Annotated in this window: 18 protein-coding genes; 8 read left to right on the forward strand and 10 right to left on the reverse strand. The window is 63.3% G+C overall.

Annotated features, from left to right (window positions below):
* Positions 1–5: 5 nt before the first annotated feature.
* The 8 genes from FJ543_RS32155 to FJ543_RS00110 all read right to left on the reverse strand — a co-directional run bounded on the left by FJ543_RS32155 (position 6) and on the right by FJ543_RS00110 (position 7,116).
* Entirely contained in the window at positions 6–1,010 is a 1,005-nt protein-coding gene (locus FJ543_RS32155) for a molybdopterin cofactor-binding domain-containing protein (RefSeq protein WP_140873239.1), read from the reverse strand.
* Position 1,011: 1 nt separating this feature from the next.
* Positions 1,012–2,379 (reverse strand): xanthine dehydrogenase family protein molybdopterin-binding subunit, encoded by a 1,368-nt coding sequence (locus FJ543_RS32160; RefSeq protein WP_140873241.1) that lies wholly within the window; start codon positions 2,377–2,379, stop codon positions 1,012–1,014.
* A gap of 10 nt (positions 2,380–2,389) precedes the next feature.
* Entirely contained in the window at positions 2,390–2,872 is a 483-nt protein-coding gene (locus FJ543_RS00085; RefSeq protein ID WP_140873243.1) for a (2Fe-2S)-binding protein, read from the reverse strand.
* 57 nt (positions 2,873–2,929) lie between these two features.
* Positions 2,930–3,727, reverse strand: coding sequence for an FAD binding domain-containing protein (locus FJ543_RS00090; RefSeq protein WP_140873245.1), 798 nt, complete (start codon positions 3,725–3,727; stop codon positions 2,930–2,932).
* A 21-nt stretch (positions 3,728–3,748) separates the two neighbouring features.
* Positions 3,749–4,192, reverse strand: coding sequence for an SRPBCC family protein (locus tag FJ543_RS00095; protein WP_140873246.1), 444 nt, complete (start codon positions 4,190–4,192; stop codon positions 3,749–3,751).
* A gap of 114 nt (positions 4,193–4,306) precedes the next feature.
* Positions 4,307–5,134, reverse strand: coding sequence for an AraC family transcriptional regulator (locus tag FJ543_RS00100; protein WP_015317103.1), 828 nt, complete (start codon positions 5,132–5,134; stop codon positions 4,307–4,309).
* 178 nt (positions 5,135–5,312) lie between these two features.
* Positions 5,313–6,311: an ABC transporter permease gene (locus FJ543_RS00105; RefSeq protein ID WP_015317104.1), complete on the reverse strand. Its 999-nt coding sequence runs from the start codon at positions 6,309–6,311 to the stop codon at positions 5,313–5,315.
* Between the two features lie 61 nt (positions 6,312–6,372).
* Positions 6,373–7,116: an ATP-binding cassette domain-containing protein gene (locus tag FJ543_RS00110; RefSeq protein WP_140615494.1), complete on the reverse strand. Its 744-nt coding sequence runs from the start codon at positions 7,114–7,116 to the stop codon at positions 6,373–6,375.
* Positions 7,117–7,565: 449 nt separating this feature from the next.
* Between FJ543_RS00110 and FJ543_RS00115 the strand changes: the two genes are divergently transcribed.
* Together FJ543_RS00115 and FJ543_RS00120 are read left to right on the forward strand one after the other, a co-directional pair.
* Positions 7,566–8,555 (forward strand): sugar-binding protein, encoded by a 990-nt coding sequence (locus tag FJ543_RS00115; RefSeq protein ID WP_140615496.1) that lies wholly within the window; start codon positions 7,566–7,568, stop codon positions 8,553–8,555.
* A gap of 187 nt (positions 8,556–8,742) precedes the next feature.
* Entirely contained in the window at positions 8,743–9,525 is a 783-nt protein-coding gene (locus tag FJ543_RS00120) for a FadR/GntR family transcriptional regulator (protein ID WP_140615498.1), read from the forward strand.
* A 21-nt stretch (positions 9,526–9,546) separates the two neighbouring features.
* Here the strand turns inward: FJ543_RS00120 and FJ543_RS00125 are convergent, their stop codons facing one another.
* Positions 9,547–10,485 carry an NAD(P)-dependent oxidoreductase gene (locus FJ543_RS00125; RefSeq protein WP_140615500.1) on the reverse strand — a complete coding sequence of 313 codons (939 nt, stop codon included), beginning with the start codon at positions 10,483–10,485 and terminating at the stop codon, positions 9,547–9,549.
* A gap of 120 nt (positions 10,486–10,605) precedes the next feature.
* Here FJ543_RS00125 and FJ543_RS00130 point away from each other — a divergent pair, with 120 nt between their 5' ends.
* From FJ543_RS00130 to FJ543_RS00140, 3 genes are all read left to right on the forward strand, one after another.
* Positions 10,606–11,502, forward strand: a complete 897-nt coding sequence (locus FJ543_RS00130) for an NAD(P)-dependent oxidoreductase (protein ID WP_015317109.1) — start codon at positions 10,606–10,608, stop codon at positions 11,500–11,502.
* Positions 11,503–11,603: 101 nt separating this feature from the next.
* Entirely contained in the window at positions 11,604–12,380 is a 777-nt protein-coding gene (locus FJ543_RS00135; RefSeq protein ID WP_140665373.1) for a FadR/GntR family transcriptional regulator, read from the forward strand.
* Positions 12,381–12,534: 154 nt separating this feature from the next.
* Positions 12,535–12,978 (forward strand): SRPBCC family protein, encoded by a 444-nt coding sequence (locus FJ543_RS00140; protein WP_140873248.1) that lies wholly within the window; start codon positions 12,535–12,537, stop codon positions 12,976–12,978.
* Positions 12,979–13,072: 94 nt separating this feature from the next.
* Here the strand turns inward: FJ543_RS00140 and FJ543_RS00145 are convergent, their stop codons facing one another.
* On the reverse strand, positions 13,073–13,363 hold the full coding sequence (locus tag FJ543_RS00145) for a DUF3175 domain-containing protein (protein ID WP_015317112.1): 291 nt from the start codon (positions 13,361–13,363) through the stop codon (positions 13,073–13,075).
* Positions 13,364–13,534: 171 nt separating this feature from the next.
* Between FJ543_RS00145 and FJ543_RS00150 the strand changes: the two genes are divergently transcribed.
* The 3 genes from FJ543_RS00150 (at position 13,535) to FJ543_RS00160 (ending at position 17,388) form a co-directional block, all read left to right on the forward strand.
* A complete protein-coding gene (locus FJ543_RS00150; RefSeq protein ID WP_140714483.1) occupies positions 13,535–14,764 on the forward strand; it encodes an MFS transporter in 1,230 nt (409 codons plus the stop codon).
* A 159-nt stretch (positions 14,765–14,923) separates the two neighbouring features.
* Complete coding sequence (locus tag FJ543_RS00155; protein WP_140873250.1) at positions 14,924–15,952, forward strand: LacI family DNA-binding transcriptional regulator; 1,029 nt, start codon at positions 14,924–14,926, stop codon at positions 15,950–15,952.
* A 308-nt stretch (positions 15,953–16,260) separates the two neighbouring features.
* Positions 16,261–17,388 (forward strand): sugar ABC transporter substrate-binding protein, encoded by a 1,128-nt coding sequence (locus tag FJ543_RS00160; RefSeq protein ID WP_015317115.1) that lies wholly within the window; start codon positions 16,261–16,263, stop codon positions 17,386–17,388.
* Positions 17,389–17,394: the final 6 nt, after the last annotated feature.

A 17,394-nucleotide genomic window follows, 5' to 3' on the forward strand; every position in this document is an offset into this window, starting at 1 on the left:
GGTCCTCAGTTCGCGGCTTGCGCCTTGAGCGCGCGCAAAATGCGTTCCGGCGTGATCGGCAGCGTGTCGATACGCACGCCGACCGCATCGAAGACGGCGTTGGCGACCGCCGGGATTTGGGGGTTGGCGCACATTTCGCCCGGTCCCTTGGCGCCATAGGGACCATCTGCCGAAGGCCGCTCCAGCACGATGATTTCGGTTTCGGCGAGGTCGCCGGGACCAGGCATCAGATACTGGTTGAAGTCGGTGCCGCCATGGTCGCGGTTGGGGTAGTAGGGCTCGGTCGTCTCGTAGAGCGCATGGCTGATGCCCATCCAGGAGCCGCCGACCAGCTGCTGCTCGACCATTTTGGGGTTCAACGCGCGGCCGATCTCGAAGACGTTCTTCACCGTCAGCACCGTGACCTCGCCGGTTTCGTCGTCGACCTCGACCTCGGCCACCGTGCAGGCATGCGCGTAACAGGTCGACGGCTTCATCGCGCCGGTCTCCTTCTCCGGATAGGAGCGCGGGATCAAAAACATGCCACGACCTGAGATCGAGCGGCCGCGCTTGAAATGCGCCGACAGGGCGACATCGAAGATCGAGATCGATCTCTGCGGCGCGCCCTTGACCAGTATGTTGCCCTGGCCGTCGGTTTCGAGGTCCAAGGCATTCACTTCCAGTTCCTCGGCCGCCACTTCAAGCATCACCTGGCGGGCTTCCCTGGCGGCCTGGATGACCGCGTTGCCGGCGCGGTGTGTGCCGCGCGAGGCGAAGGTGCCCATGCAGTGCGGGCCGGTGTCGGTGTCGGCGGTGTCGACGACGACGCGGTCGGTCGGCACGCCGATCGTCTCGGCGCAGATCTGCGCCATGATCTGCTTCATGCCCTGGCCGAGATCGACGCTGGAAAGTGTGACCATGAAATTGCCGGTCGGGGTCGAATGCACCAGCGCCTGGGTCGGGTCGCCGCCAAGGTTCATGCCGGTGGGATAGTTGATCGCGGCGACGCCGCGTCCACGCCTGATCGCCATCTCAAGCTCCGTTCTTGTACGAGGACATCGCCATGTATTTCTCCGCCACCGGCCAGTGGGCGGCGCGCGAGGCTTCCTGCATGCATTCGATGAGTGCCGCGCCCTCGGTCGGCTGGCGATGCGCCTTCATGTCGCCGTCGCGATAGGCATTGATGAAGCGGAATTCGAGTGGATCCATGCCGATCAGCCGCGCCAGCTTGTCCATCTGCACCTCCAGCGCGAAATCGCCGATGGTGACGCCGAAGCCGCGCATGGCCGACGACGGCGTGCGATTGGTGTAGACGCAGTAGGTGTCGATCCAGACGTTGGGGATGGTGTAGGGACCGGGATAGTGCCCGGCGCCCTTCTGCGCGCCATAGGGCGAGTGGCGGGAGTAGGCACCGGCATCGGTGTAGCCGGTGACCTTCCGTGCGACGATGCGGCCATCGTTCATGACGCCGTCCTTGATGACGACTTTTTCGGCCGCGCGGGGCGAGGAGATCTGCATCTCCTCCTCGCGGCTGTAGACAAAACAGACTGGTCGCCCGGTTAGTTTTGCCCCGAGGATGGCGATCGGTTCGACGATGACATCGACCTTGCCGCCGAAACCGCCGCCGACCGTGCCGCCGACAAAATGCAGCTTGCTGCCCGGCATCTGCAGGATGATCGAGGTGTTGTCGAGGGTGAAGAACATCGCCTGTGTGTTGGTGTAGCAGGTGAAGCGGTCATTGCCCTCGGGCGCCACCACGCAACCGGTGGTCTCGGTCGGCGCGTGCTCGATGGGCGAGGACTGATAGCTTTGCTCCAGCACGTGATCGGCCTCGGCAAAGCCCGCCTCGACATCGCCGAAGCGCACCTTGCGGCACGCGCCGCTGTCATAGAGGTAATAGTTCTGGCCGTGATATTCGTTGACGATGGGCGCGCCGGGCTTCAGCGCTTCCTCCATGTCGAACACGGCGGGCAGCACTTCATAATCGACCTTGACCTTGGCGGCGGCTTCCTGGGCGGCACGCTCGGTTTCGGCCAGCACCGCCACCACGGCCTCGCCCTTCCAGCGCACCTTGCCGTCGGCCAGGACCGTCTCGTCTTCCGGTCCGACCTGGATCAGGATCAGGATCGTGTAGACATTGTGCGGCACGTCCCTGGCCGTCAGCACCTTGACCACGCCCGGATGTTTTTCGGCCTCCGACGTGTCGATCGAGCGGATGCGGGCATGGTGATGAGGGCTGCGCACCATCTTCAAATGCAGCATGCCGGGAAAGTTGCGGTCGGCGAAATAGGCGGTCTTGCCGGTGACGTGGCCTGGCGAATCCGAGCGTGGCCGCGGTTGACCGATCTCGTTGAGGTCATCCTTGCGAACGTCCGAGAAATAGCTTTTGCGCAGTTCCATCTTGTTTCCCTCAGGCCGCGTTCTGCGAGTTGGCGCGCGCGGCGGTGAGCACCGCCTGGATGATCGGCTCGTAGCCGGTGCAGCGGCAGATGTTGCCCGACAGCGCTTCGACGACATCGTCGCGGCTGGGATTGGGCGAGTGGTCGAGCAGCACCTTGGCCGCCATGATCATGCCCGGCGTGCAGAAGCCGCATTGCGTGGCGAAGGCGTCGAGGAAGGCGCGTTGCAGCGGGTGCAGCACGCCGCCTTCGGCGAGGCCCGATGTGGTGGTGATCGTTGCACCGTTGCAGGTCTCGGCCAGCGTCAGGCAGGAGAGCCTCAACTCGCCGTCGATGATGACGGAGCAGGCGCCGCAGGTGCCTTGGTTGCAGCCGCCCTTCGGCGAGGTGTCGCCGATCTTGTCGCGCAAGGCGTTGAGCAGCGTCGTGCCGCTTTCTATGAATTCGGCTTTTTCGGAGCCGTTGAGCGTGAATTGAACCGGGACCTTTACCATTCTTCCTCCTTGCGCGCCTGCCCGAGGAGCGGACAGACGCGCGCCCTCCCACGGGTTTTATTCGGTCAGCAGCAGCCGGCCGAGATGCACCGGCAGCACCTCGGCGCGATACCAGGCGCTGGCGATCGGGTCGGTGATGGGCGAGATGCCTTCAGCCGCGGCGGCCAGCGCCGGTGCGATGCCATCCGGGTCGAGCGTCCTGCCGAGCAGCGCTTTTTCCGCTGCCTTGGCACGCATCGGCCGATCGGCCATGCAGCCGAGCGCGACCCGCGCCGAGGACACGGTCCCGTCTCCAGCCTGTTCCAGAACGATGGCGATGCTCAGCACCGAGACCCCCTTGGGCTTGACCCGCGACACTTTGAGGAAGCGGAAGCTGTCGGGCTTCGGAAGCGTGAAACCGACCGACGTGACGATGGCGCGGCTGTCGTCCCGTGCGGCCAGGAAGGTCTCGATAGGGCTTTCGCCGTCATCGGCAGCGATCGTTGCGTCGAGCGCCAGCAGGGCCACGGCGAAATCGCCATAGGGCGCCGGCGAGAACAGATTGCCGCCGATGGTCGCCATGTTGCGGATCGCCGGGCCACCGACGGCGCGCGCGGCCTTGGCGAGGGTACCGAGTTCCGGATGGCGGGCGATCTCCGCCATTGTCACCGAAGCGCCGATGCGCACCTTGCCGCCGGACAGGGCGATGCCCGACAGGGCCGGGTCGGAGGCGCGGACAAGAGTGGAGACGGAGATATCGCCTTCATTGGCGGCTCGAACCACAAGCGTGCCGCCGCCGAGATAGCGGCTGCCAGCGACCGTCAGCGCCGCATTGGCGTCCTTCACGGTCGAGAATGTCTGCAATGCCAGCGCCATGGCGCGCTCCCGTGGTTTGGCTCAGCCTTGCTCGGCGAAATGGCTCTTCAATGCATTGAAGCCGCCCTGGAAGACGTTGGTTCCCATGCCTTCAGCCAACTTGTCCGCTTCCTCAGCGGCGGCGTCGAAGCTGGCGGTCCATTCGGCATAGGTGCGGTCGCCGTCGGTGACGCGCCTGAGCTGCAGCGTCGCCTTGTGGTTGGTGAGGGGCTGCGGCGTTTCCAGTATGGAATAGCTGACGAGGAAATTGTCATCGGAAAAGTCGAGCAGTTTTTCGCGCAGGCGGGCACCGCTGGCCAGCTGGAAGTTGCGCACGCAGCCGATCGTGCTGGCATCCTTGCCGTCTTCGATATGGCTCTCGACCATGCGTGGATGCCAATCCGGCAACCCGTTAAAGTCGCGTATGCGCGCCCAAACCTTTTCGACCGGTGCGTCGATCACGCTGGAAATGGTGACTTTGGGCATATGATGTTCCCTTGCGAATTTCGTTGCGGCAAGGGTAGGGCGCTAGCGCGCACAGCGCTTATCAATGCGTCTTGAGCATCTATCAACCAGTCTGAAAAACAGATGGTTGCCGGCTCAGGCCATTGCCCGCGCGGCCTCGCGGTAGAGCGTCGGCGGCACGCCGACATGGTCACGGAAGAAGCGCGAGAAATTGCCTTGCGTGGTGAAGCCGAGATTGCAGGCGACCGAGATCAGAGGCTCCCGCGACCATTGCAACTGCCGCACCGCTTCCTCCATACGCAGCGTGTTCCAATAGACGTTGGGCGTCAGGTTGGTCTGTTCCTTGAACAAGGCGAAGAAATGCGGCCGCGAAAGACCAACGGCGCGGGCAACGTCGTCGAAGGAGATGCGTTCGCAGACATTGGCCTTCATCAGCTGGATCGCCTTGCGAACGCGGAAATCCTGCACGGTGTTTATGCGGCCGCGCGCTTCCTGCGGCGCCGAGGCGTCGGCGGCATCGAGCACAGAGTCGATGAATCGCTCGATCTCGTAGTTGGCGACATCGTCGACGCTCTCATTGTCGGTGAGATGGTCGAGCAGGCTGGCGGCCGCCTGGTGCAGCCAAGGCTCGAGCGCGATCGCCGCCCGCGAAAACAGCGGCGCGCTGGATGGCAGGTCGCGCCGGCGGCGGGCCCAGTCGGGATCGATGTAGAAGGCGAGAAACAGACCGGGCGTCCCGTTTTGCGACAGGACGTGGCTGTGGGGCTGGAAGGAATTGATGCCGGCGGCTGTGCGAGGGCCGAGGCGGACCGTCTCGCGGCCGATGGTCATCTCGCCGGCGGTGCCTTCGAGCCAGATGATCAGATGTGCCTCGACATGGGCATGGGTGACGAAGTCGCTCGCGACATTCAGGACAGAAACATGTCCGAACCGGCCCCAGTAGAGCCTGATCGCTTCCGTCATGGCATATCCTCCCGCAAGCGACTGGCCTCCCTTCGCTTGCAGGGAGGATTGTGCGGCCGGTTTTCGGCATCCGTCAAGGCATCGGCTGTTGGCCGCTACCAATGGAGGTCGGCTTCAGCCGATTTTCAGACTGAGCGATAGGAACCAGAATGAATGGCGCTTCGACGGCGACAAGCCCTCAATCGCTGCGCCTGAAATTGCGGATCCGGTCGAACAGAACCGCGAGGAGGATGGCGCCGCCGATGAAGGTGCCTTGCCAGAAGGCGTTGATGCCGAGCAAGCCAAGGCTGTTGCGGATCACCTCGATGAGGGCGGCACCGACGATGGCGCCAAAGGCGGTGCCGACGCCGCCGGCCAAATTGGCGCCGCCGATGACGGTGGCGGCGATCACTTGCAGTTCCATGCCGTTGCCGAGATTGGTGGTGACAGCGCCGAGCCAGCCGGTTTCGATGATGCCGGCAATGCCGGCCGACAGCGCCGAGATCATGTAGACGGCGACCTTGATCTGGCGCACCGGCACGCCGGTCAGCGTGGCGGCGTGCTCGTTGCCGCCAATGGCGAAGATATGCCGGCCGAACTTCGTCCAGCGCAGGACGAAGCCGGTGATCAGGGCCAGCAGGATCGTGTAGAGCACCGGGTTGGCGATGCCGAACACCCAGGCGCCGCCGCCGAGTGCCAGCAGCTTGTCGTGGTCCGGGCCGAACTGGAAGACGACGGTGTTGTTGGAGGCGACCATGGCGAGGCTGCGGGCGATCGACAGCATGCCGAGCGTCACCACGAAGGGCGGAAAGCCCAGATAGGCGATAAAAATGCCGTTGAAGGCGCCGATGACGAGCGCGGTGGCGATCGAGGCCAGAATGCCGATCTCGATCGAATAGCCTGCATGCATGGTGACGGCCAGCACCATCGAGCACAGGCACAGCACCGAGCCGACCGACAAGTCGATGCCACCGGTGATGATGACGAAGGTCATGCCGAGCGCCACGATGGCGACGAAGGTGATGTTGCGGGTGATGTTGTAGAGGTTCTTCGAGGTGGCGAAGGCATCGGTGGCGAAGGACAGGAAGATGCAGGCCAGGATGACGGCGACCACCACCCAGAAAGTCTGGCTGGAGAACAGGCGCGACAGGAAAGTGTGCTGCTTCTGCGCGATCGTCTGGTCAAGGGTGACTGCCATTATCGACCTTTCCTGCCGGCAGCGAAACGCGCCAGCGCAATGAAACCCGGTTTTATCCCTCTCACGCCGCCTGCTCGATGGCGCCGGTGATCAGCCCGGTGACTTCCTCGGGCGAGCTCGACGCGATCGCCTTGTCGGCGACCTTCCTGCCGCGCCGCATCACGATGACGCGGTCCGCGACGTCGAAGACGTCGGGCATGCGATGGCTTATCAGCACCACGGCGATGCCCTGGTTACGCAGGTTGCGGATGAGGTTGAGCACTTCGGCGACCTGCCGCACCGAGATCGCCGCCGTCGGCTCGTCCATCAGCACGATCTTGGCCTGCGACAGCATGGTGCGGGCGATCGCCACGGCCTGGCGCTGTCCGCCCGACATCTGCTTGACGAGATCGCGCGGGCGCGTCTCGGATTTCAGCTCGGCGAAGATATGGCCGGCGCGCTTGTACATCGCCGCATAGTCGAGGATGCGGAACGGGCCGACGCCACGGCGCAGTTCGCGGCCGAGATAGACATTGGCCGCCGCCGTCAGATTGTTGCAGAGCGCCAGGTCCTGGTGGACGATCTCGATGCCGTGCTGGCGGGCCTCGACCGGCTTGTGCAGGATGAGTTCCTTGTCGTCCATGCGCATCGTGCCATGGCTCGGGCGGAAATTGCCGGCGATCATCTTGACCAGCGTCGACTTGCCGGCGCCGTTGTCGCCCATCAGGCCGACGACCTCTCCGGGCTCGATCGACAGCGACACGTCGTTGACCGCCTGGATGGCGCCGAAATGCTTCGAGATGTTGGTGAGTTCGAGAACCGCCACCCGTCTTTGCCTCCCATGCCTGGCCCATCCGCACGCGGACAGGCGACAGCTTCCATTGGCTTTCCCCAGCTCCTCCCGGGGGCAGCGATGCGGTCATTTACGCGAATGGCATCGCGGGCGTCAATTGTCGAACAGGCAATTGTCAGACGAATAGTGCCGTGCGGAATTTGAAAAATCAGTTTTGTAGGACAAATAGCATTGACGTTGGCGGCAAGCCGTTATTAGTTGAGCGTCGGAGGAAGACATGCCGGCTTTGACGACGCCATCGGCGGCGCCAACGGCAGGAAGGTTTTGGCGATCGTGCAGCGTCGTCGCTGGGAGGGTCGTATCTGAAAATGCTTATCGGCCTGGCCGGATTGAATGGGCGCATGCGTCTCAGTCATCTCGCATCCCGGCTGGTTTGTGTGGCGGGCACGCCGTGTCCGTCTGGTTGCAAAGGGAGGACTGACATGAGGAAAACAGTATTGCTCGCCGCCGTCGCCGCCATGGCGTTGGGCGCCGGGCCGGCTTTGGCCAAGAAGCAGCTCGTTATCGTGGTGAAAGGTCTCGACAATCCATTCTTCGAAGCCATCCACCAGGGCTGCGAGAAATGGAACAAGGAAAACGCCAGCTCGGAATATGAATGCTTCTACACCGGTCCGGCATCGACTTCCGACGAGGCCGGCGAGGCGCAGATCGTGCAGGATATGCTGAGCAAGGCCGACACGGTGGCGATGGCGATCTCGCCGTCCAACGCGCCACTGATCGCACAGACGATCAAGAGCGCCAATCCGTCGATCCCGATCATGACCGTCGACGCCGACCTCGCCAAGGAAGACGCGGCACTGCGCAAGACCTATCTCGGCACCGACAACTACCTGATGGGCAAGAAAATCGGCGAGTACATCAAGAAGGCCAAGCCGAATGGTGGCACGATCTGCACCATCGAGGGCAATCCGGCGGCCGACAACATCTTGCGTCGCGCGCAAGGCATGCGCGACGCGCTGACGGGCAAGGAAGGCCTCACGGCACTTGCCGGCGAAGGCGGCTGGACGGAAGTCGCCGGCTGCCCGGTATTCACCAATGACGACGGAGCCAAGGGCGTTCAGGCGATGACCGACATCCTCGCCGCCAATCCCAAGCTCGACGCGTTCGGCATCATGGGCGGCTGGCCGCTGTTCGGCGCGCCGCAGCCCTACCGCGACCTGGTCGGACCGCTCAAGGACCGGCTGGCCAAGAACGACTTCGTCATCGGCGCCGCCGACACGATCGGCGACGAGGTGGCCATCGCCAGGGACGGCCTTGTCACCGCGCTGGTAGGCCAGCGGCCCTTCGAAATGGGCTACAAGGCACCATCGGTGATGATCGACCTGGTCGAAGGCAAGAAGGTTGACGATCCGGTCTTCACCGGTCTCGACGAATGCACCAAGGACACGGTCGACACCTGCATCCAGAAATAGGCCGCGATTTCGGGGCGCTCGCCAACGAGCGCCCCGTTTCCTCCAATTCTTCAACAGGACGCCTTGGTTGGGGCAATCGGAGCCCGGCTTTGACGCGTCAGTGGTTTGGATTTTCGGCAACGGGATCGGTGCGCCGCGCGGGTTTGGATCAATCCGGGTGACTGGCGGCCGACCTATTGGAACGTGGATGCCGGACGAGAAGGCAAAGAAAAAAGCCGGCCGGGCCAAGGCGCAAGCCAGCCACGACCCGGCAGCCATGCGCAGGGTGGATGCGGCGCACTTTCCCGGGTCCAGCGTCCATGCCTCGCTCGCCAGCGAGATTGGCCTCAGGATCGTGCGCGGCGACTATCCGCCTGGCAGCATCCTGCCCAATGAGGCCAAATGGGCCGAAACCTTCAATGTCAGCCGTTCGGCGGTGCGCGAGGCGATCAAGATGCTGATGGCCAAGAGCCTTCTGGCGTCGCGGCCAAAGATCGGGAGTTGGGTCGAGCCGAAGGAGCGCTGGAACCTGCTCGACCGCGACGTGCTGGCCTGGTACGCGACCGCGCCGGATCGCGAAGCGTTCCTTCGCACCGTGCAGGAGTTCCGCCACATCATCGAACCGGAAGCATCCGCCTTTGCCGCAATACGGCGCAGCGACGAGCAGATGGCCGAGATCAGCCTGGCCTGCCGCGAGATGGGCGAGGCGGCCAACCTGCCCGAGCGCATCCGTGCCGACACGCGCTTCCACCTCGCCATCCTGCGGGCCTCGGGCAACGACCTTCTGGTGCCGCTCGGCGTGTTGATCGAATCGGCGCTCGACCATCTCTTCATCTTCACCACACGCCAGGTCGGCGATCAACGGCGGGCACAGAAACTGCACGAGGCGATCGAGAAAAGCATCCGCCTGCAGCGGCCAGCCGCGGCGCGCAACGCCGTGCACAAGCTGCTTGCCGACACCGATGAGGGGATCGGAAGGGGCCGGCGCTAAGGCCAGCCGACCGTCCGGGTCTCAGATCGTCTGCTTCCTTCCATCCTTCGTCGGCATCAGGTCGATGCCATTGACCTTGGCGATGTGCGTGGCCAGCATCGGCACGAACTGCTCGGCCGGGCCGGTTGCGTGAGCGCCGGCGAAGGCGTTCTTGGTGGCGTTGCCGAGCGGATTGGCGATGCCCGCCGCCCCCGCCATCGATTCCAGATAGGTCAGGTCCTTGAAGGCATTGGCGATGGTGAATTTGTGGGCGTCGCGGTCGCCTTCCAGCGTCCAGCGCATGAAGGTCTGATAGAAGCCGCAATCCATGCGGCCATTGCGGATGACGCTGTCGAAACGCGGCGGCGAGATGCCGACCTTCTCCGCCAGTGCCAAGGCCTCGGAATAAAGGGCGGCGTAGCCCAGCGAGATGAAATTGTTGAGCAGCTTCATGCGGTGGCCGTCTCCGGTATCGCCGATATGCACGATGCGGCCGGCCCAGGTGTCGATCACCGGCTTGACCCTGGCAAAGACGGCATCGGGCGCGCCGACCATGGCGTCGAGCGTGCCTTCCCAGGCTTCCTTCGGCGTGCGGCTGAGCGGCGCGTCGACATAGTCGACGCCGAGCGCCTTGAGTTCCGCGGCAAGTGCCACGGTCGAGACCGGATCCGATGTCGAGCAGTCGACGACGACCGCCCCCTTCTTCAAACCCTCCTTGAGGCCATCGGGACCGCGAATGATAGCCTCCACCTCGCGCGAGCCGGTGACGCAGATGAAGACGATATCGGATGCCGCCGCCACATCGCGGGAAGTCGATGCCTCACGAGCGCCTCGGCCGAGAAGATCCTCCGCCGGTTTGCGGTTCTTGCGGCCGAGGAAGGTCAGGGAATATCCCTTGTCGACGATGTTCTTGGCGATGCCGTGCCCCATCAATCCAAGGCCGACAAAGCCGATCTTCTCACCCGTAGCGGTCGTGTTCATGCTGTCTGTCCTGTTGCGTGATTATCGATAATGTCGCCGCTGTTTTAGCCATAGACGGTTGCAGAAAGCAATATTGTCTGACAATACACGTAAATCCCAGGACTTTCGTGGAGACCAGAAATGACGAAGCGGATCATGTTCACCGGCGGCAGCGGCAAGGCTGGGCGCCACGTCGTGCAATATCTGGTGGAGCAGGGTTGCCAGGTGCTCAACATCGACACCAGGCCGCTCGACAATCCCAAGGTGCGCACGCTGATCACCGACATCACCGACAGCGGCCAGGTGTTCAACGCGCTGTCTAGCTATATGGGGCTGCACGAATTCGACCCCTCGCTACGCCCGCAGCCAGTGGACGCCGTGGTGCATTTTGCTGCCATTCCACGCATCATGATCACGCCCGACAACGAGGTGTTCCGCATCAATGCAATGGGCACCTACAACATCATCGAGGCGGCGGTGAAGCTCGGCATCCGCAAGGTGATCATCGCTTCCAGCGAGACGACCTACGGCCTGGTGTTCGCCAACGAGCCGCGCGATCCCGCGTATTTCCCGCTCGACGAGGACTATGACGTCGACCCGATGGACAGCTATGCGCTGTCAAAGATCGTCAACGAGAAGACCGCGCGCGCTTTCGCGCAGCGCAATGGCACGGATATCTATGCCTTGCGCATAGGCAACGTCATCGAGCCGCATGAGTATTCGCTGTTTCCGAAATGGTTCGCCGATCCTGGTTTTCGCAAGCGTATCGCCTGGAGCTACATCGATGCCCGGGACCTTGGCCAGATCACGCTGCGTGCCGTCGAGAAGGATGGGCTGGGCTACCAGGTGTTCAATGCCGCCAATGACGACACCTCGTCCGACCTGCCGACCGCCGAACTCCTGAAGCGGTTCTATCCCGACGTGCCGGTCAAGGGCGAACTCGGTGAATACGAGACGCTGCTGTCGAACCGCAAGGCGCGCGACATGCTCGGCTTCCGCCCGGAGCACAGCTGGCGCAAATACGTCAAGACCGCCTAAGCGAGCTCGAATCACGGCTGGGTTGTGCATAGAGGCCGGCTTTGCGGCCCCGCGCCCGCACCACGCTTGACAGCCTCCCTAAACCGGCCTTTCTGGAATGCATGCGGGACGCGAAGCCGAACAGGGAAAAATCGCCGAAAAAGGCTGTAGCCGCCGATCGTCCGGCCGGTGTTCGGCGAGCCGACGCGGCACGTATTCCGGGCTCCAGCGTGCACACATCACTGGCCAGCGAGATTGGGCTCAGGATCGTGCGCGGCGATTATCCGCCCGGCACCATCCTGCCCAATGAGGCCAAATGGTCGGAGACGTTCAGCGTCAGCCGCTCGGCGGTGCGCGAGGCGATCAAGATGCTGATGGCCAAGAGCCTGCTCGCATCGCGCCCCAAGATCGGCAGCTGGGTCGAACCCAGGGAACGCTGGAACCTGCTCGACCGCGATGTGCTCGCCTGGTACGCGACGTCGCCCGACCGCGAGGTTTTCCTGAAGACGGTGCAGGAATTCCGCCACATCATCGAGCCGGAAGCGACCGCATTCGCCGCCATGCGGCGCACCGACGAGCAGATGGCCGAGATCAGCCAGGCCTGCCGGGAGATGGGCGAGGCGAAAAGCTTGCAGGAACGGACCCGTGCCGACACCCGCTTCCACCTCGCCATATTGCGTGCCTCGGGCAATGATCTGCTGGTGCCGCTCGGCGTGCTGATCGAATCCGCCTTCGATCACCTGTTTGCCTACACGACCCGGGAGCTCGACGATTTGCAGCTCGCCCAGAAGATGCACGAGGCAATCGAAAAGAACATCCGCCTGCAGCGGCCGGATGCGGCGCGCAATGCCGTGCGCAAGCTGCTGGCCAATACCGACAACGTCATCCGTTCGCGATAGATTTCCGCGACACGGCCGTTGGGCGCGGGTGTTCGCGCCTTGGAACTCGAAGCAATTCGGGGCCGCACCGCAAAAAATTCAAAAGCCTGTGTCGGATCGGCAGTGTGGTGCCCGTCCTTGGGGCATCGAACAGAGACCACGAAGGAGTATCGACATGCCCAGCACCGTACGTCTGCACCGCGTCCTGACCACCAGCCCGGAGAAGGTCTACCGCGCGTTCCTCGAGGCCGATGCGCTTGCCAAATGGCTTCCGCCGAACGGCTTCACCTGCACGGTTCATCACTTCGAGGGCAAGGTCGGCGGTACCTTCGAGATGTCGTTCCGCAACTTCACCACTGGCGACAGCCATTCGTTTGGCGGTGAGTATGTCGAGCTCGTCGCGGGCGAACTCCTGCGCTACACCGACAGGTTCGACGATCCCAACCTGCCCGGCGAGATCCAGGTGACCGTGACGCTGAAGAAAGTGTCCGTGGGCACCGAAGTGAACATCACACAAGCCGGCATTCCAGACGCCATTCCCGCCGAAGCCTGCTATCTCGGCTGGCAGGAGTCGCTGCGGAACCTGGCCAAGCTTGTCGAACCCGAGATCAGACAATAGGGCGCCTACCGGCTGGATAGCGGTAATAAACGGTTCCTCACCTCGTTTTTGATGGGGTGAGGAACAAGCTTGAGGAGCCATTGGCGGCGAAAGCCTAATCCTCTTTTGGCCGCCCGAATGCCGCACGCAATTCGTCCTTGGCGTCCTCGAGGATCTTCTTGCGAGCCGCGGGCAGGTTTTTTCCGGCCCTGTTGATGTAGAAATTCAGCATCGACATGGCGGACTGGAAGGGCTCGGCCTTGCGGCGGTGGCTGTGTTCGGCCGAACGCTTGAGCGAGGCGGCGATCTTCTTGGCGTCGTCGGATTCGAACACGTGGTCCTCGAGATCCATCGCATCGCTGTGCTCGGTCACCTCGGCTGACCATTTCTGCTTGGTGGCGGTCATGGCTGGACTCCTTTGCGGGTTATCGATCGGAAACTCCAGATGCTGGCGCCGGTTCCCGCGCTCGTACCTCCCTGGAGCCACGGATTTGCCCGCCGTGGCGCTGCTGTGCGCCGAGAATGCGTCGATAGTGGCCAAAACAGCAGCGGTTGAGGCCGCCGACAGGAAACGCCTTTGTCACGAACCGACTTGAGCCGGCCCAGCCCCGGTATCGACAGTTCCTACGCCTGGATGCGTCTAGCCATCTCGATGCTGCTGGCGACGATCGGTGCGGTCGGCATGTGGGCCGTCGTCGTGGTGCTGCCTGCGGTACAGGCCGAGTTCGGCGTCGACCGCGCCGCGGCATCCATGCCTTACACCGCGACCATGGTCGGCTTTGCCGCCGGCAATGTGCTGGTCGGCCGCGCCATCGACCGCATGGGTTACTGGATTCCGGCGCTGTTTTCCTCGATCGCGCTCTCCGCCGGCCTTCTGCTCGCGGCTTTGTCGACCTCGATCCTGCAATTCACCCTTGCCCAAGGCGTGCTGATCGGTCTCGGCACATCGGTGATCTTCGGGCCGTTGATCGCCGATATATCGCACTGGTTCAATCGCCGCCGCGGCGTCGCCGTCACCGCGGCCGCGGCCGGCAACTACCTCGCCGGAGCGATCTGGCCGACCATCATGCCGACGCTGATCAAGGCGGAAGGCTGGCGCTTCACCTATGCCGCCATCGGCGTCTTCTGCCTGGTCACCATGGTGCCGCTGGTGCTTTTGCTGCGCCGCGGCGCTCCGGAAGCGGCAGCCGCCGGCCCGGCCGGAAGCCGGTCCGTGCAGCCGATGCCAATGTCTCCGGCCGCAATGCAGATGCTGCTGGTCGTCGCGGGACTGGGCTGCTGCGTGGCGATGTCGATGCCGCAAGTGCACATCGTCGCCTATTGCATGGATCTGGGCTACGGCATGGCGCATGGCGCCGACATGCTGTCGATCATGATGGCCGCGGGCGTCGTCAGCCGGCTCGCCTCGGGTTTTGTCGCCGACCGCATCGGCGGTGTCAAAACCTTGCTTATCGGCTCCGTGCTGCAATGCCTGTCGCTGCTGTTCTATATCCCGTTCGACGGGCTCGCCTCGCTCTATGTCGTGTCGCTGGTCTTCGGCCTGTCCCAAGGCGGTATCGTGCCTTGCTATGCGATCATCGTGCGCGAATACCTGCCCGCCAAGGAGGCCGGCCAGCGCATCGGCATCGTGATGATGGCGACGATTTTCGGCATGGCGATCGGCGGTTGGATGTCGGGTTGGATCTACGACCTGACCGGCTCCTATGCCGCCGCGTTCCTGAACGGCATCGCCTGGAACCTCTTGAACATACTGGCGATCGGACTGTTCATGTGGAAGGCAAGGCACAGGGCTGCCGTCGCCGCCTGAGGAAGGCCAAGCGCGGCCATTCCGTGGCTCGGCTTGACAACAGGCAGTCACTGCGCGACGCCAGGGCGGATGGGTGCGGCAACAGGCCGGTGAGATGGCGACAGCTGGAAAGATCGCATTGCGGGCGCGCTTCGATGGCCATGCGCATGGGCCAAGACCGTGATCAAGCCGCGTTCGCGCCGGGGCGGTGGCCGCCCAACCCTGTCGGATGTGGCACGCAAGGCCGGCGTCGGCGCGATCACCGTTTCACGCGCACTGCGCGACCCGGCACGTGTTTCCGAGGAACTGCGCCGTCAGATCCAGGCCGCCGTCGACGAACTCGGCTATGTGCCGGACCCCAATGCGCGTGCATTGGCCTCGGCGCGCGCCGAAGTGTTCGGCGTACTGGTGCCTTCGCTGACCAACAACGTCTTCGCCGAGGTGGTGCGCGGCATCTATGACTGCCTGTCGGACAGCCCGTTCCGCATCCAGCTCGGCAACACGCATTATTCCGGACTGGAGGAAGAGCGGTTGCTGCAGCTGTTCGGTTCGCAACGCCCGGCCGCGCTCATCATTGCCGGCATCGACCAGACGCCCGCTTCGCGAAAACTCCTGGAGAATGCCGGTTGCCCGGTGGTTCAGGTGATGGAGACCGGACCCGATCCGGTGGACATGATGGTCGGCTTCTCGCATCTCGATGGCGGCCGGACGGCGACCGAGCACCTGATAGAGGCGGGGTATCGCCGGATCGGCTTCATCGGTGCACGCATGGACCCGCGCTCGCAGCGGCGCCTGGCTGGTTACCGGGTGGCGATGGAGAAGGCCGGGCTCTCGGACCCGCGCCTGATCACCACAACGCCGGTGCTGTCCAGCGTGCCGCTTGGCCGCGAACTCTTCCGCGATGCGCTTGCCAAGATGCCGACGCTCGACGGCGTGTTCTGCAACAATGACGACATCGCGCTCGGCGTGCTGTTCGAATGCCATCGTGCCTCGATCGAGGTGCCGAAGACCATCGGCATTGTCGGCTTCAACGATCTCGACATGATGCAGGTGGCGTTTCCTTCGGTCACCAGCATCCGCACCCATCGCTACGAAATCGGCAGGCGCGCGGTGGCCATGGCGCTTGCGGCGATATCGGGTGACAGGCCGCGGCAGCGGGTCGTCGACCTTGGCTTCGAGCTCAAGCGCCGCGAGAGCACAGCCCGCTGAACACGCTTTCGAGAACACCCGCGAATGACGCTTTACACAACGTCATGGTAGCGCTACCATTTTCCATTGGAGAGCTTCGCCACTCAACTGTTGGGCCTGTTTATTATACATAAGCAACAGCTCATGCTTGTTTATTATGTATAATATGATAGCCTTTTCCCAACCGAAGGAGACGGCAAGGGGAGGGATCGCCGAGGTCTTCGGCATCTGGCAGGCGTGACTGGGTAAGGCGGGAGGTGCCAGCCGGGAGCGCGAAATCGCATAAAAACTGAACCGACAAATCGGAACTGCAATCGGGAGGATTATCGATGATCAAGTCACTTGTCGGCGGCATCGTTGCTGCCAGCGCATTCGTCATGCTCAATTCGGCGGCCATGGCTGCCGGCCCGGAGATCGTCTCCGGTCCCGCCGCCCAGGCCGACTGTTTCGCGCCCTGGGACGCGAACACCAAGTTCTTCAAATTTCCGAAGAAGGAAGGTCCGTTCCGCATCGCCTTCGCCAATGGCTATATCGCCAACACCTGGCGCATCCAGATGGTGCAGACGGCCAAGGCCTATGCGTCGCAGCCCGACGTGAAGGCAAAGATCAAGGAATTCAAGGTCGTCTCGACGGGCGAGGACGTGCCGGCGCAGATTTCGGCGATCAACAACTTCATCGATTCCGGCTATGACGCCATCGTCACCGACGCGCAGAACCCGACCGCCTTCGGCCCGGTCATCAAACGCGCCAAGGAAGCCGGCATCGTGCTGGTCGCCTTCGACAATATTCTCGACACCAAGGACGCTATCAACGTCAATGTCGACCAGAAGGGACTTGGCGAATTGTGGGCCAAGTGGCTGGTCGCCAAGATCCCGAATGGCGGCAAGATCCTGGAAGTGCGCGGCGTCGCCGGCACCTCCGTCGACACCGATCGCCACAACGGCATCCATGAGGTGTTCGACGCCTCCGGCAAGAAGTGGGATGTGACCGAAGTCGCCGGCAAATGGGATGACGGCGTGGCGCAGAAAGTGACCGCCGATGCGATCGCCACCAACGGTCCGTTCGACGGCATCACCGGCCAGGGCGGCGACACCGGCATCGTGCAGGCGATGATGGACGCCAAGCATCCGTTCGTGCCGTTCGGCGGCGAGACCGAAAACGGCTTCCGCAAGTTCTGCGCGGCGCATTCGGCCGATGGCCTGAAGTGCACCTCCGCCGGCTCGGGCCCGGCCCAGGTCGCCGTCGCCATCAAGACGGCGATCGCGGCACTCGAAGGCGAAGTGGTGCCGCAGGAGGTGAAGCTGCCTCTGGCCGTCGCCACGGATCCGGACATGAAGGAAGGCACGGATTACTTCCCGAAGGAGTCCGACAATTTCTTCGTCGGCAATTCCTTCCCGACCTGCGGCATCAATTTCAGCGCCCAGGAAATCATGGGGCAGACCAAGGAAAACCAGTAGTCGCTT

This window comes from Mesorhizobium sp. B2-5-7, from assembly GCF_006440875.1.
Taxonomy (GTDB): Bacteria; Pseudomonadota; Alphaproteobacteria; order Rhizobiales; family Rhizobiaceae; genus Mesorhizobium; species Mesorhizobium australicum.